Raw genomic sequence first — 12,997 nt, 5'->3', positions numbered from 1 at the left:
CCGGAACGGATCATGTCTTATAGTTCACAGAACGGCGCGGCGAAACCTGTCCCGCCGCGCCGTTTTAAAGGTTATTTCGAAACGTCTGCGCCGAAATACTTCTGCGAGATGGCGTCGTAGGTGCCATCGGCCTTGATGTCGACCAGCGCCTTGTTGATGGCTTCGAGAAGTTCAGGCTCGCCCTTGCGGACGATGATGCCGGAATAGTCGGCATTGGCCTGCTCGGCAGCGATTTTCACCGGCGCATCGGGCTTCTTCTTCTTGAAGTCGAGAAAGGACAGGCTGTCGTTGATCGTCGCATCGGCGCGGCCGGTCAAAACCAGCTGGATCGACTGGTCGAAACCGTCGGTGCCGACGAGTTCAGCACCGGAAGCCGTTGCCAGCTTGCCGAAATTGCTGGTCAGCGACTGAGCCGCGTTCTTGCCCTTCAGGTCTGGGAAATCCTTGATGTCGGCATTATCCGACTTGACGATCAAAACGGCCTTGGAGGCGATATAGGGCTCGGAGAAGTCGTACTTCTTCTTGCGCTCTTCGGTGATGCCGACCTGGTTGATGACGGCGTCGTAGCGGTTGGCGTCGAGGCCGGCGATCAGCCCGTCCCACTTGCCTTCGAGGAATTCGGCCTTGACGCCCAGCTTCTTGGCGACCGCTTCGCCGATTTCGACGTCGAAGCCGACGAGCTTGCCGCTTTCGTCATGATAGGTGAACGGAGCGTAGGTGCCTTCCGTGCCGATCTTCAGCGCGCCAGCCGACTTGACGGCTTCGAGGTTTTCACCGGCGTGAGCGGTACCGAACGAAACCAGCTGGGCGAAGGCAGCAGCGGCGAGAAGTGTGGGAACCCATTTCATTTTGTTTTTCCATCTTTTTGGTCCGGCCCGTCTGCCGGTGTGAAGGGGACAATCGCATACCGCCCGACGCATGACAGCACACAAAACTTCATTGTGCGCTGCAAGAGCGAAAGGTTTTTCTCAAATTCAGGCCGTTTCAACCCAAAATTGGCGCCGGACGGCTAAAATCAAGGCGGAGTGCTACTTTTTACGGCGGCGCCGCTGCTATTTCCGACATTCGTCACATAAATCGATTGAAAAACCACTAAAAGAGGATTATGCACGTTTATGCCGATTTGCACTCATTCATGCGTGATTTGAATTTGCCATGCAAACAGACCTTCTTTTACGACAGAGGCAAAGCCTGATTCAGGATCGCCTGCGGCTGTCCGGCCGCGTGTTGGCGGTTGATCTGGCGCAAGAATTCAACGTTTCCGAGGATACGATCCGCAGGGATCTGCGCGAACTGGCAGCTGCCGGCCTGTGCGAGCGGGTCTATGGCGGCGCGTTGCCGTTCGTGCCTGGAGGCACGACGCTGTCCCAGCGTGTCAGCGAAGCGCCCGAGCGCAAGGCGGCGCTTGCCGCCGCCGCCGTTCCTTTTATCAAAGCCGGTATGACTGTCTTCTTTGACGCGAGTTCGACCAATCTCGCGATCGCACAGGCGATTCCCGCTGGTCTGGAACTGACGGCGGTCACCAATACGCCGCTGATCGCGTCTGCGCTCATGGAAAATCCGGACATCGATATCATCTTGATCGGCGGCAAGATCGACCGGCTGGTCGGGGCTGCCATCGGTGCCAAGGCACAGCGTGATGTTTCCGTGCTGCGGCCCGATCTCTGCATTCTCGGGGTTTGCGGCGTCGATCTTGATGCCGGACTGACGGCCATTGAGTATGAGGATGCGGAATTCAAGCGACTTGTCGCCCGCAACAGTGCTGCGGTTCTGGCGGCAGTGACCAACGATAAGCTGGGCACCTCTGCCCCACACGCGGTCATTACGGCGCAGGAATGCACGACGCTGATCGTCGAGCATGATGCAGTTCGAAAAGCCGCCGATCTTTACGCGGGCCAAGGCATCAAAGTCGTTTACGCAGGAGGAACAAAAGCATGAGGATTGCCCATGTCGCACTCTGGACCGCTGACCTTGATCGTCTCTGCCGCTTCTGGGCCGAAATCTTCGGCGCCACAGTTGGCGATCTCTATCAAAGTGCAAGGCGCCCCGGTTTCTCGTCACGATTTCTGTATCTGAAGGACGGGCCGTCGATCGAATTGATGCAAGGGCCCTGGATCAACGGCGAGGAGGAGCAAGGCGAGCGCCAAGGCTACGCGCATCTGGCCCTGTCTCTCGGCAGCCGCGAGGCTGTCGATGCCTTGGCAACGAAAGCGGCGGCATCCGGCATCCTTCTGTCACCGGCCCGCATGACGGGCGACGGCTTTTACGAGGCCGTCCTCAGCGACCCCGACGGCAATCCCATCGAAATCACGGCCTGACGCCGGTACTGAATTCTACAGGAAGAGACCATGGATCAACACACTACCAAATCGCCGCAGGCTGCCGTCCGGCAAGGCTACATGCCAAAGAGCCGCCTCGCCGTCTCGCTGCTCTTCCTGATGAACGGTTTCGTCACCGGCAGCTGGGCGCCCAAAATCCCGGAATTCAAGGAAAAGCTCGGCATCAGCGAAAGCGTGCTTGGTCTGCTGATTCTCGCCTTCGGCATCGGTTCGTTGATATTGATGCCGATTGCCGGTGGCTTCATCGCCCGGATGGGGTCGCAGAAGGTGGTGAGGGTGACGGCGATCATTCTGTCGCCGCTGCTTCTGCTCCTTACGCTTCTTCCCAATGTCTGGACGGCTGTTTTCGGCATGCTTCTGCTCGGCGGTTTCGTCGGCGCCATGGACGTGGCGATGAATGCCAATGCGGTCGAAGTGGAAAAGTCGATGCGCCGGGCGATCATGTCGTCCTGCCATGCCTATTGGAGCCTCGGGGGCCTGATCGGCGCTGCGAGTGGCGGCCTGATCATGGCGCATTTCGGCGTCTATGTGCATGCCATCCTCGTCACGCTGGTCTGCCTTTCGGTGCTGGCGGTTGCCTGGCCGATGATCCTGGCTGATCAACCACACCCCGATACCGCCAAGCAGAAGCTGCGGCTGCCGTCCAACCCGCTGCCCTGGCTGATCGGTCTGGTGGCCCTGTTTTCCATGGTGCCGGAAGGCACGGTGCTCGATTGGGGCGCACTCTATCTGCGCAATGAGCTTGGCGCATCGGTTGCGATGTCAGGTTTTGGTTTTGCGGCCTTCTCGGCGACGATGGCGATCATGCGCTTTGCCGGTGACCATGTCCGCGACCGGTTCGGTGGTGTGAAAACCCTGCGCGTCTGCACCCTGACGGCGCTGGTCGGGCTCATGCTTGCTGGTCTGGCACCCAATGCGCCGCTGGCCATCCTCGGCTTCGCGCTCGCCGGTGTCGGTATTTCCAACATGGTGCCGATCGCGTTTTCCGCTGCGGGTAATATGCCGGGCCTGGCGCCGGGCATCGGTTTGTCGGTCGCCACCTTCATGGGCTATTCCGGAATGCTGTTTGCCCCGTCGCTGATCGGCTTTGTTGCCGAGCACACAGGCTTCTCGATCATCTTCACCTGCGTGCCGATTCTGTTCATCGTCGTTCTGGCGCTCTCGCATCATGCGGTGCATGCCGACCCGAAGGGGCACGATTGAATGATGATTGGCCTTTGCAATGGCCCCTCATCCGGCCTGTCGACCACCTTCTCCCCGCTGGACGGGGAGAAGGGACTTGCGGCAAACTCCGTCATCCCCTCTCCCCGCCCGCGGGGAGAGGGTTAGGGTGAGGGGGCCTTGGGACGAACCGATCGGCAATGGCAGACATCAAATCGCCGTCAATGAATGATGTTGCCGTTGACAAGGCGGCTTTCCTCATCCACCTCAGGGAAAGTCGCCGCAACAGCACGTGCAAGGGGCTTTCATGTCTTCCGCCTTCGATTATGAACCGCAACCCCGCAGGGCCTCCGTTGCCGTCGATGTTGGCGGGGTGATCGTCGGGGGCTCGGCGCCCGTGGTCGTCCAGTCGATGACCAATACCGATACGGCGGATATCGATGCGACCGTTGCCCAGGTCGCCGCTCTTCACAGGGCCGGTTCCGAACTGGTGCGCATCACGGTCGATCGCGACGAAAGCGCTGCCGCCGTGCCGAAGATTCGCGAGCGCCTCGAGCGTCTTGGCCTCGATGTGCCGCTGATTGGCGATTTCCACTATATCGGCCACAAGCTTCTGGCTGACCATCCGGCCTGCGCCGAAGCCTTGGCAAAGTACCGCATCAATCCCGGCAACGTCGGCTTCAAGGCCAAGAAAGATAAACAGTTCGCCGACATCATCGAGCGCGCCATCCAGTTCGACAAGCCGGTCCGTATCGGCGTCAACTGGGGATCGCTGGATCAGGAGCTCCTGACCAAGATGATGGACGACAATCAGGCCAACGGCTTTCCGCTGACAGCCCAGCAGGTGATGCGCGAGACCATCGTGCAGTCGGCGCTGATTTCGGCAGAGCTTGCCGAGGAGATCGGCCTGCCGCGCAATCGCATCATCCTGTCGGCCAAGGTGTCGAATGTGCAGGATTTGATCGCCTGCTATGCGATGTTGTCGACCCGTTCCAACCATGCTCTGCATTTGGGCCTGACGGAAGCGGGAATGGGCTCGAAGGGCATCGTTTCGTCTGCTGCGTCACTGGGCATTCTCATGCAGCAGGGCATCGGTGATACGATCCGCATCTCTCTGACGCCGGAGCCCGGCGGCGACCGCACCCGTGAGGTGCAGGTGGCGCAGGAATTGCTGCAGGTCATGGGCTTTCGCCAGTTCATTCCGGTCGTTGCCGCCTGTCCGGGCTGCGGACGCACCACCTCGACGGTGTTCCAGGAGCTGGCGCAGAAGATCGAGGGCGATATCCGCCGCAACATGCCGGTCTGGCGTGAAAAATATCCGGGCGTCGAAGGCCTGAAGGTCGCGGTCATGGGCTGCATCGTCAATGGCCCAGGTGAAAGCAAGCATGCCGATATCGGCATCTCGCTGCCCGGTACCGGCGAACTTCCAGCCGCGCCCGTCTATATCGATGGCAAGAAGGCGCTGACGATCCGCGGCACCAATATCGCCGGTGATTTCGAGACGCTTGTCGGTGAATATATCGAGAAGCGTTTCGGTCAGGGTCAGGCTGCAGCCGAATAGGCTATAGTTTTACCGTCAGCAGCTTCAGGCCGGCGAAGGCGAAAAAGCCGGCCATGGCACCTTCTATCCAGCGGCGGGACTTCTTGTAGCCGCGGTGCACGGGCTCGATCGAAAACAGCAATGCAAACCCCATGAAGATGATGACGCCGAGCAGCATGCAGCCGCCGATCAGGATCGGCATGACCTGCGGCGCATCTTGCGGCGTGCCGAGCGAAACCAGCGTCAGCCAGGAAAAGATCGCCTTTGGATTGGTCAGGTGGATGCCAAGGCCCTTGAGGTAAAGGCGGTGAAGCGAGGGTGGCTGCTTTTCGAGCAGTACTGATGCTTCGGTTTCTTTCCGCATCGCCGCTTTTAGTGCCTTGAGCGCCAGCCAGAGCAGATAAAGCCCGCCCGCGATCTTCAGGATGAAGAGCGCGTTGCCATATGTGCGGATCAGGGCCGATAGCCCAGCAGCCGCCAGCATCGCCCAGGTGTAGGAGCCCGTGAGAACGCCCGCCGCCAGCGCCAGTCCGCCGGCGCGGCCGCGGCTGATCGAGGTGGAGATGATCGCCACGATCGCAGGTCCGGGCGAAGCGGTGGCGATGATATAGGCGCCCCAGGCGACCATCAGTTGCGGCAGGTAGGGCATAAGGTTTGACATGCGCAATCTCCGGTGCGGTGCTTTCAAGCGCGGCAGGCCGCCATCATGCCGGTCACGAATGGAAAGAGAATGCGCATTCTTGTTGCGGTGACAATTTTGGCGGGCGGAGCGGGCGGGGTGTCTGGCTACACCTGTACCTCATCCGCCCCTCAGAACCGTTTGGCCGTTCAGTGGTTGCGATTTGCGATGAAACGGGCGGTCTCGTTGAGAATATCGGCGCGCGTGCCGAATGGCTCAAGCAGGACGGCAGCGTCTGCGACCAGCGCTGCCAACCGGGTTTCCGCCCAAGCCTGACCGCGCAGCGAAACCAGCGTGCCCTTGCCCCGGGCCGCATCCTTGCCGGTCGCCTTGCCCATGGTCTCCGCATCCGCCGTCAGATCCAGCAGATCGTCGGCAAGCTGGAACGCGAGACCAACGGTTTCGCCATAAGTTCGCATCAACCAGCGTTCATCGGCACTGCCCCCGGCGATGATGGCGCCGGCTTCGCAGGCAAAGCGGATCAGTGCTCCGGTCTTCATCGCCTGTAGTCTGACGATGGCCGCTTCGTCCGGTTCTGATGTCTCGGCTGCCAGATCCAATACTTGTCCACCGGCCATGCCGCCGACGCCGGAGGCGCGCGCCAGCGCCAGCACCAGCTCGGTCTTCTGCCGATCGGGAAGGTTGGTCTCCGGGGCGGCGATGATGTCGAAGGCGAGTGTCAGAAGGCTGTCGCCGGCCAGGATCGCATTGGCTTCGCCATAGGCGATATGCACGGTCGGCTGGCCGCGGCGGACGTCGTCGTCGTCCATGGCCGGGAGATCGTCATGCACAAGTGAGTAGCTGTGGACACATTCAAGCGCTGCGCCGACGCGCAGGGCCGCTTGCCGGTCGCCACCGAGAAAGGCGGTGCTTTCTATGACCAGGAATGGGCGCAGGCGCTTGCCGCCGTTCAAGACCCCGTGGCGCATCGCAGCAAGGAGGGGTGCCGGCCGTGTAATTTCGTCTGCCTGCGGTTTTTCGCCGAGAATGCCGGTCAGGCAGGCCTCGATGTCTGCGGCGTTGCTCTTCAGGCGGATTTCGAAGGATGTCTCGCTCATGCGGCGCTGTTTGCCATGACTGTGCGCCCACTGGCAACGGGATTTTACCATATCGGCAGCCGCAGGCGCGGCTTGCTGTGTAATGCCGAGAAAACCATTCAAATTTAGCCGTGCTTGCTCTATGAAAATTGGATGGATTATCAGGCGGGCGTTTCAGGCGTGGACATCGTACCGGAAACTCGGGGGGAGGAAGAGGACGTGTCTTCCAGCCGTTCGCGAGGATGGGGTCAGGCCTTGCGGCGGCGCTGGCGGCAGATCGCATTGATCGCGGTTGCCTTCGTGCTGTTGCCCTATGTCCTGATCATCCTCTACGCGCCGAGCTTCATCCATCCGATTTCAACACTGATGTTGCGCGATCTCGTGCTTCTCCGCGGTTATGACCGCCAGTGGGTCGCCTTCGAGGATATATCGCCCAATCTGGTCCGGTCGGTGATGATGTCGGAAGATGGCCAGTTCTGTATTCATGATGGCGTTGACTGGGTGCAGATGCGCGGCGTCGTCACGGATGCTCTGGAGGGCGAATCCACGCGTGGCGCCTCGACGATCCCGATGCAGACGGCCAAGAACCTCTTCCTGTGGAATGGCCGCTCGTTCATCCGCAAGGGCATGGAGCTGCCTTTGGCGCTTGCGGCAGATTTCGTCTGGAGCAAAGAGCGGATGATGGAACTCTATCTCAATGTCGCCGAGTGGGGGCCTGGCATCTATGGCGCCGAAGCAGCGGCAAGGCACCATTTCGGCGTTCCCGCCGCCAAGCTGACCCGGCGGCAGGCCGCACTTCTCGCCGTATCCCTGCCAAATCCGATCGAGCGGAACGCCGGCAAACCCGGCCGTGGATTGCGCAGTCTGGCCTCGCTCATCGAGCGCCGCGCCAGCCGGTCCGGCGAATATATCAAATGCCTTTATGAGTGAGATCAGGTCTTTTCATTGGCTGTGATGGTACGGTGTCGTCTATAGCGAGTCTTAGTTTACCTGGATCGGAGAAGACCGATGACCAAACTCACGCTCTATGTTGGGAACAAGAACTATTCCTCCTGGTCGCTCCGGCCGTGGCTCGCGCTGGAAGCATGCGGCGTGCCGTTCGAGGATGTCGTCATTCCGTTCGACTTTCCGGCCGGAAACCCGAAATTCAAGGAAATTTCACCGACAGGCCGCGTCCCCGTCCTGCATCATGGTGATATTCGCGTCTGGGAATCGCTGGCGATCATCGAGTATGCAGCCGAGCTGTTCCCGGATGCCGGACTCTGGCCCGTGGATCCAGCCGAACGTGCCGCTGCCCGCAGCTATTCGATGGAGATGCTCGCCGGCTTTGGGGCCTTGCGGAATGCCTGCCCGATGAACATGCGCCGCGAAAAGCGGGCGATCGCTCTGCCGGATGGCGTGTTGAAGGATGTCGAACGGATCGAGACGATCTGGCGCGAGGCGGTGGCCCGTTCCGGCGGCCCCTTCCTGTTCGGCCGCTTTACCGCAGCCGACGCCATGTTTGCGCCGGTGGTCAATCGTTTCGAAGTTTACGACCTTACGCGCAATCCGGTGTCGCTCGAATATATGGATGCGGTAAAGACCCATCCGGCCTTCCAGAAGTGGCAGGATGCGGCGCTGAAGGAAACCTGGGTCGTATCGGAAGATGAGGCCTGATCCTGGCATAGGCCCGGCATAGCGAAAAAATAGCTGTGGGGACTGGTCAAACGCCTGTTGGGCATGTATAAGCCCGGCAAATTCCGAGATTGACATCTGTTTGTCCCGGCCAAAGGTCTGGTCGATCAACAGAGTTTTGCCCGATAAGTGGAGTATGAAATGGCTGTACCTAAAAGAAAAACAAGCCCGTCCAAGCGCGGTATGCGCCGTTCCGCTGACGCGCTGAAGACCCCGACCTACGTCGAAGACAAGAACTCCGGCGAACTGCGCCGCCCGCACCACATCGACCTGAAGACAGGCATGTACCGCGGCCGTCAGGTTCTGACCCCGAAGGCTTCCGCTTAATCAGCGGCGCCGTCAGGCTGTGATTGAAGGGGCTGGCTTTTGCCGGCCCTTTTTCCGTTGTCCGCCGGGGAGTGGCGCGGGGCGTTTTCCCCTTCCACCGCCATAGTTTTCCCAAATCCCTGCGCTATCCGCCAGCCGTGGCCGTTTTCTTGACGCTTGCTGCGCTGTAAGGCACATATCGATCGACGCTTCGCCTTGAGAGGCAGGCGCGAGAAACTGGGAGCCATTGCTGATGATTGCCGCCGTTCCGTTACTGATCCTGCCGTTCATTCTCTACAATCTTGGAATGATGGGCGTGCTTGGAAGCGGCGGTGTCGCAGTTTTCGAAAACACGGTTTTCTCGATGACGATGCTGTCCGGTGCCGTCTGGACGATGAGCATGGGCGATCTGATGATCGTCATTGCGCTTGTTCTGCTCTTCGTCGAAATCCTCAAGGCAACCCGCATCAGCTCCAAGGCGCTGATGGATCATCTGCTCTCGATGGTTCTGTTTATCGTCTTTCTGGTGGAGTTCCTGCTGGTCGCCAATGCCGCGACCCACGTCTTCTTCATCCTGATGACGATCAGCTTCATCGATGTCATTGCCGGCTTCTCCGTGTCGATGCGCACGGCAGGACGGGATGTTTCGATCGGCCTTTGATAAAGCTCCAGGCGGCGCCGCAAGCCGCCGGATGCGGCGTGCGGCATAAGGTGTCAGCCGAGATTTTCCAGCTTCGTCTGCAGGGCGCGTAATTGTTCCTTCAGCTCATCGATGTCCTTGGCTTCCGCCTTGCGCGGTTCCTTCGCGGCGGGCGCTGCTGCCATGAAGGGCGAAAACATCTGCATGGCCTGATGGAAAAGGTCGGTATTGCGCTTGACCTGTTCTTCCACCAATTGCATCGGCACGGCCAGATTCTTGCCGAGCGGCGTATCGCCAAAAGCCTTGTTGATCTGTTCGCGCATCTGCGATTGCTGGTCGGTAAATGCCTGCATCGAATGCTCGAGATAGCTCGGCACCACCATCTGCATCTGGTCGCCATAAAACGAGATCAACTGGCGCAGGAACGAGATCGGCAAAAGCGTGTTGCCCGTCTTGGATTCCTGCTCGAAAATGATCTGTGTCAGCACCGAATGGGTGATGTCATCGCCTGACTTCGCGTCCTGGACAGTGAATTCCTCTCCCTTTTTCACCATCACCGCGAGATCGTCGAGCGTCACATAGGTGCTCGTTCCGGTATTGTAGAGCCTCCGGTTGGCATATTTTTTGATTACGATCTGACCGTCGTGTTTAGCCATATGGGTCTCCTCCCATGCTCCCGTCTTTATTATGTTTTTCAGAGTACCCGTAAAAAACCGGTTCTGACAATCTCTTTGTGCGTTGCGTGGACGCAGGTGCAAAATTTTGCCTCGTGATCCGATTGGGAAACGAAACGCGCCGCGCTGCATCAAGGCGTTTGACTTGCGCCACGTCCTTTGCCAGTCTTTAGCAATTGCGAGAAAAGAACGAGGAAACATCTGATGAGCACTCCCTCCATCGTCATCGCCAGTGCGGGCCGAACCGCAGTTGGATCGTTCAACGGCTCCTTTGCCAACACTCCGGCCCATGAGCTTGGTGCCGCGGTCATCAAGGGGGTGCTGGAGCGCGCCGGCGTCGCGGCAGCCGAAGTCGATGAAGTCATCCTCGGCCAGGTCCTGTCGGCCGGAGAGGGCCAGAACCCCGCCCGCCAGGCGGCGATGAAGGCCGGTATTCCGCAGGAAGCGACGGCCTGGGGCATGAACCAGCTCTGCGGCTCGGGTTTGCGCGCTGTCGCGCTCGGCATGCAACAGCTTGCAACCGGAGACGCAAAGATCATCGTTGCCGGCGGCATGGAATCCATGTCGATGGCGCCGCATTGCGCGCACCTGCGCGGCGGCGTGAAGATGGGCGATTTCAAGATGGTCGATACCATGATCAAGGATGGCCTGACCGACGCCTTCTATGGCTACCACATGGGCACGACCGCCGAGAACGTCGCCAAGAAGTGGCAGCTGTCGCGTGAAGATCAGGACCTTTTTGCACTGGGATCGCAGAACAAGGCGGAAGCGGCGCAGAAGGCCGGACGTTTTGCCGATGAGATCATTCCCTTCATCGTCAAGGGCCGCAAGGGCGACGTCACCGTCGATCAGGACGAATATATCCGCCACGGCGCAACGCTGGATTCGATGGCGAAATTGCGCCCCGCCTTCGACAAGGAAGGCACGGTTACTGCCGCCAACGCTTCCGGCCTGAATGATGGTGCGGCCGCAACCCTTTTGATGACCGAAGCCGAAGCCGGACGCCGCGGCATCCAGCCGCTTGCCCGCATCGTTTCCTGGGCAACGGCCGGTGTCGATCCGCAGATCATGGGCACAGGCCCGATCCCGGCTTCGCGCAAGGCGCTGGAAAAGGCTGGTTGGTCGGTTGCCGATCTTGAACTCGTGGAGGCCAACGAGGCGTTTGCGGCCCAGGCCTGCGCCGTCAACAAGGATCTTGGCTGGGATCCCTCGATCGTCAACGTCAACGGTGGCGCGATTGCCATCGGGCATCCGATCGGAGCTTCCGGCGCTCGCGTGTTGAATACGCTGCTGTTCGAAATGAAGCGCCGTGGCGTCTCCAAGGGGCTGGCAACGCTGTGCATCGGTGGCGGCATGGGTGTCGCCATGTGTGTCGAACGGCTGTGATCATCACCCGCTAGTCGAGCGTTCCGGCTCACGGGCCGGGACAAACTCCACGGCAAGAACCGGAAAGCTGCGTTACGGTGCAAACCGTAAGCGTGAAGACAAAACGAAAACGGGGGAGAGACGATGAGCAGAGTAGCATTGGTTACCGGTGGTTCACGCGGTATTGGCGCCGCGATATCCATCGCCTTGAAGACGGCCGGATACAAGGTCGCTGCGAACTACGCCGGCAATGACGAGAAGGCCAAGGCTTTCACCGAAGTCACCGGCATTCCGACCTTTAAATGGGACGTTTCCGATTACGCCGAGTGCACCAAGGGAATTGCCCGGGTGGTGGATGAACTCGGCCCCGTGGAAGTGCTGGTCAACAATGCGGGCATCACCCGGGACGCCATGTTCCACAAGATGACGCCGGAAAGCTGGAGCGCGGTTATCGATACCAACCTCACGGGCATTTTCAACATGACCCATCCCATCTGGACCGGCATGCGTGACCGCAATTTCGGCCGCGTGATCAACATCTCCTCGATCAATGGTCAGAAAGGCCAGATGGGGCAGGTCAACTATTCAGCCGCCAAGGCGGGTGACCTCGGCTTCACCAAGGCGTTGGCTCAGGAGGGCGCTGCCAAGGGTATCACCGTCAACGCCGTCTGCCCCGGCTACATTGGCACTGAGATGGTCCGGGCGATCCCGGAGAAGGTGCTGAATGAGCGCATCATCCCGCAAATCCCCGTCGGCCGCCTTGGCGAACCCGATGAAATCGCCCGGATCGTGGTATTCCTGGCATCCGATGATGCCGGTTTCATCACCGGATCAACGATTTCGGCCAATGGCGGGCAGTTCTTCGTCTGACCAAGTTGGTTCCTGTTTGCTGGCGGCGCCTTCACGGGCGCCGTTTTGCGTTGCTGGAAAAGATTAACGCAACAGGTTCGAGGTTGGCTGCGTGCTGCGGGTTATCCACGGTTTCGTATGGTTAACAATTTGATTTTATACAATATATTGCGGTGAACAAACAGGGAAACAAGTTGCGTCTGTGATTCGTCTCCGATTCGTTCTTGCTTTGGTTGATGTGTTAACGGCCGCAGCGGAAATGAGCCTCAACACCGTCTTGCAGGCAACATCCCGCTTCTGAAGATTATCTCCATTTGCGCGGCGCAAGGGTGGCCACTACGCGTTTTGGCCTGGATCGGAATCTGGCGAAAGAATGTGATTCCGCTATCGTCGCAAAGGGCATTTCTACTGCCATAAGCTGTATAAAGTGGCGTACAAAACGGCTGCGTCGCAATTTGTATTTGTTTTGTTCCTGATCAAATTTCATTTACTACTAATATTTAGGGGGTATTTCTGACCTCGCGGTTTGTGGTTAAACTTTCCTTTCAATTCAGCTATTTGGATTCTGAATCTCAAAATCACCCTGCTATCGCTTGCGGTTTGAAAAGTTCATTTTTGAAGAAAAACGGCTCCGAAAATCGTGATTCAGCATCTGGTGTGAATCTGGCTCATGAATGCAACATGTAGCGGTGAACAAACCCTGAATCTCGGCGAGTCTGCGTTTCGTCGCTGA

At 59.1% G+C, this 12,997-nt stretch carries 14 protein-coding genes; 10 read left to right on the top strand and 4 right to left on the bottom strand.

The window, feature by feature from the left end:
* Positions 1 to 71: 71 nt before the first annotated feature.
* Positions 72 to 848: an amino acid ABC transporter substrate-binding protein gene (locus ASD36_RS26125; RefSeq protein ID WP_060502637.1), complete on the bottom strand. Its 777-nt coding sequence runs from the start codon at positions 846 to 848 to the stop codon at positions 72 to 74.
* Between the two features lie 307 nt (positions 849 to 1,155).
* Between ASD36_RS26125 and ASD36_RS26120 the strand changes: the two genes are divergently transcribed.
* The 4 genes from ASD36_RS26120 to ispG all read left to right on the top strand — a co-directional run bounded on the left by ASD36_RS26120 (position 1,156) and on the right by ispG (position 5,061).
* Entirely contained in the window at positions 1,156 to 1,938 is a 783-nt protein-coding gene (locus ASD36_RS26120; protein ID WP_060502638.1) for a DeoR/GlpR family DNA-binding transcription regulator, read from the top strand.
* Positions 1,935 to 2,318 (top strand): VOC family protein, encoded by a 384-nt coding sequence (locus tag ASD36_RS26115; protein ID WP_060512053.1) that lies wholly within the window; start codon positions 1,935 to 1,937, stop codon positions 2,316 to 2,318. The genes ASD36_RS26120 and ASD36_RS26115 overlap by 4 nt, the downstream gene beginning before the upstream one ends.
* 30 nt (positions 2,319 to 2,348) lie before the next feature.
* Positions 2,349 to 3,542, top strand: coding sequence for an MFS transporter (locus ASD36_RS26110; protein ID WP_060502640.1), 1,194 nt, complete (start codon positions 2,349 to 2,351; stop codon positions 3,540 to 3,542).
* 265 nt (positions 3,543 to 3,807) lie between these two features.
* Positions 3,808 to 5,061, top strand: a complete 1,254-nt coding sequence (gene ispG / locus ASD36_RS26105) for a flavodoxin-dependent (E)-4-hydroxy-3-methylbut-2-enyl-diphosphate synthase (protein ID WP_037097109.1) — start codon at positions 3,808 to 3,810, stop codon at positions 5,059 to 5,061.
* A gap of 1 nt (position 5,062) precedes the next feature.
* Here the strand turns inward: ispG and ASD36_RS26100 are convergent, their stop codons facing one another.
* Both ASD36_RS26100 and ASD36_RS26095 read right to left on the bottom strand, forming a co-directional pair.
* The gene (locus ASD36_RS26100) at positions 5,063 to 5,701 is read right to left on the bottom strand and encodes a LysE family translocator (RefSeq protein ID WP_060502641.1); all 639 of its coding nucleotides are present in this window, start codon (positions 5,699 to 5,701) and stop codon (positions 5,063 to 5,065) included.
* A 167-nt stretch (positions 5,702 to 5,868) separates the two neighbouring features.
* Positions 5,869 to 6,777, bottom strand: coding sequence for a polyprenyl synthetase family protein (locus ASD36_RS26095; RefSeq protein ID WP_060502642.1), 909 nt, complete (start codon positions 6,775 to 6,777; stop codon positions 5,869 to 5,871).
* Positions 6,778 to 6,909: 132 nt separating this feature from the next.
* Between ASD36_RS26095 and mtgA the strand changes: the two genes are divergently transcribed.
* The 4 genes from mtgA (at position 6,910) to ASD36_RS26075 (ending at position 9,397) form a co-directional block, all read left to right on the top strand.
* On the top strand, positions 6,910 to 7,686 hold the full coding sequence (gene mtgA, locus ASD36_RS26090) for a monofunctional biosynthetic peptidoglycan transglycosylase (protein WP_060502643.1): 777 nt from the start codon (positions 6,910 to 6,912) through the stop codon (positions 7,684 to 7,686).
* A gap of 78 nt (positions 7,687 to 7,764) precedes the next feature.
* Positions 7,765 to 8,412 (top strand): glutathione S-transferase family protein, encoded by a 648-nt coding sequence (locus ASD36_RS26085; protein ID WP_060502644.1) that lies wholly within the window; start codon positions 7,765 to 7,767, stop codon positions 8,410 to 8,412.
* 159 nt (positions 8,413 to 8,571) lie between these two features.
* The gene (gene rpmF, locus ASD36_RS26080) at positions 8,572 to 8,757 is read left to right on the top strand and encodes a 50S ribosomal protein L32 (RefSeq protein ID WP_060502645.1); all 186 of its coding nucleotides are present in this window, start codon (positions 8,572 to 8,574) and stop codon (positions 8,755 to 8,757) included.
* A gap of 232 nt (positions 8,758 to 8,989) precedes the next feature.
* Entirely contained in the window at positions 8,990 to 9,397 is a 408-nt protein-coding gene (locus tag ASD36_RS26075; protein WP_060502646.1) for a hypothetical protein, read from the top strand.
* 53 nt (positions 9,398 to 9,450) lie between these two features.
* Here the strand turns inward: ASD36_RS26075 and phaR are convergent, their stop codons facing one another.
* Positions 9,451 to 10,032: a polyhydroxyalkanoate synthesis repressor PhaR gene (phaR, locus tag ASD36_RS26070; protein WP_037097124.1), complete on the bottom strand. Its 582-nt coding sequence runs from the start codon at positions 10,030 to 10,032 to the stop codon at positions 9,451 to 9,453.
* A gap of 222 nt (positions 10,033 to 10,254) precedes the next feature.
* Here phaR and ASD36_RS26065 point away from each other — a divergent pair, with 222 nt between their 5' ends.
* A complete protein-coding gene (locus ASD36_RS26065; RefSeq protein WP_060502647.1) occupies positions 10,255 to 11,436 on the top strand; it encodes an acetyl-CoA C-acetyltransferase in 1,182 nt (393 codons plus the stop codon).
* 123 nt (positions 11,437 to 11,559) lie between these two features.
* Positions 11,560 to 12,285 (top strand): beta-ketoacyl-ACP reductase, encoded by a 726-nt coding sequence (locus tag ASD36_RS26060; RefSeq protein ID WP_060502648.1) that lies wholly within the window; start codon positions 11,560 to 11,562, stop codon positions 12,283 to 12,285.
* The last annotated feature ends 712 nt before the right edge of the window (positions 12,286 to 12,997 follow it).

Source organism: Rhizobium sp. Root1334 (assembly GCF_001426665.1).
Lineage (GTDB): Bacteria > Pseudomonadota > Alphaproteobacteria > Rhizobiales > Rhizobiaceae > Pararhizobium.
The sequence above is the reverse complement of the archived record's forward strand: the minus strand, read 5'-3'. Positions and strand labels throughout refer to the sequence as shown.

Coding starts and splice junctions, on each gene's coding strand:
- ASD36_RS26125 (WP_060502637.1), bottom strand. CDS start 848: ATGAAATGGGTTCCCACACTTCTCGCCGCTGCTGCCTTCGCCCAGCTG.
- ASD36_RS26120 (WP_060502638.1), top strand. CDS start 1,156: ATGCAAACAGACCTTCTTTTACGACAGAGGCAAAGCCTGATTCAGGAT.
- ASD36_RS26115 (WP_060512053.1), top strand. CDS start 1,935: ATGAGGATTGCCCATGTCGCACTCTGGACCGCTGACCTTGATCGTCTC.
- ASD36_RS26110 (WP_060502640.1), top strand. CDS start 2,349: ATGGATCAACACACTACCAAATCGCCGCAGGCTGCCGTCCGGCAAGGC.
- ispG (WP_037097109.1), top strand. CDS start 3,808: ATGTCTTCCGCCTTCGATTATGAACCGCAACCCCGCAGGGCCTCCGTT.
- ASD36_RS26100 (WP_060502641.1), bottom strand. CDS start 5,701: ATGTCAAACCTTATGCCCTACCTGCCGCAACTGATGGTCGCCTGGGGC.
- ASD36_RS26095 (WP_060502642.1), bottom strand. CDS start 6,777: ATGAGCGAGACATCCTTCGAAATCCGCCTGAAGAGCAACGCCGCAGAC.
- mtgA (WP_060502643.1), top strand. CDS start 6,910: ATGGATTATCAGGCGGGCGTTTCAGGCGTGGACATCGTACCGGAAACT.
- ASD36_RS26085 (WP_060502644.1), top strand. CDS start 7,765: ATGACCAAACTCACGCTCTATGTTGGGAACAAGAACTATTCCTCCTGG.
- rpmF (WP_060502645.1), top strand. CDS start 8,572: ATGGCTGTACCTAAAAGAAAAACAAGCCCGTCCAAGCGCGGTATGCGC.
- ASD36_RS26075 (WP_060502646.1), top strand. CDS start 8,990: ATGATTGCCGCCGTTCCGTTACTGATCCTGCCGTTCATTCTCTACAAT.
- phaR (WP_037097124.1), bottom strand. CDS start 10,032: ATGGCTAAACACGACGGTCAGATCGTAATCAAAAAATATGCCAACCGG.
- ASD36_RS26065 (WP_060502647.1), top strand. CDS start 10,255: ATGAGCACTCCCTCCATCGTCATCGCCAGTGCGGGCCGAACCGCAGTT.
- ASD36_RS26060 (WP_060502648.1), top strand. CDS start 11,560: ATGAGCAGAGTAGCATTGGTTACCGGTGGTTCACGCGGTATTGGCGCC.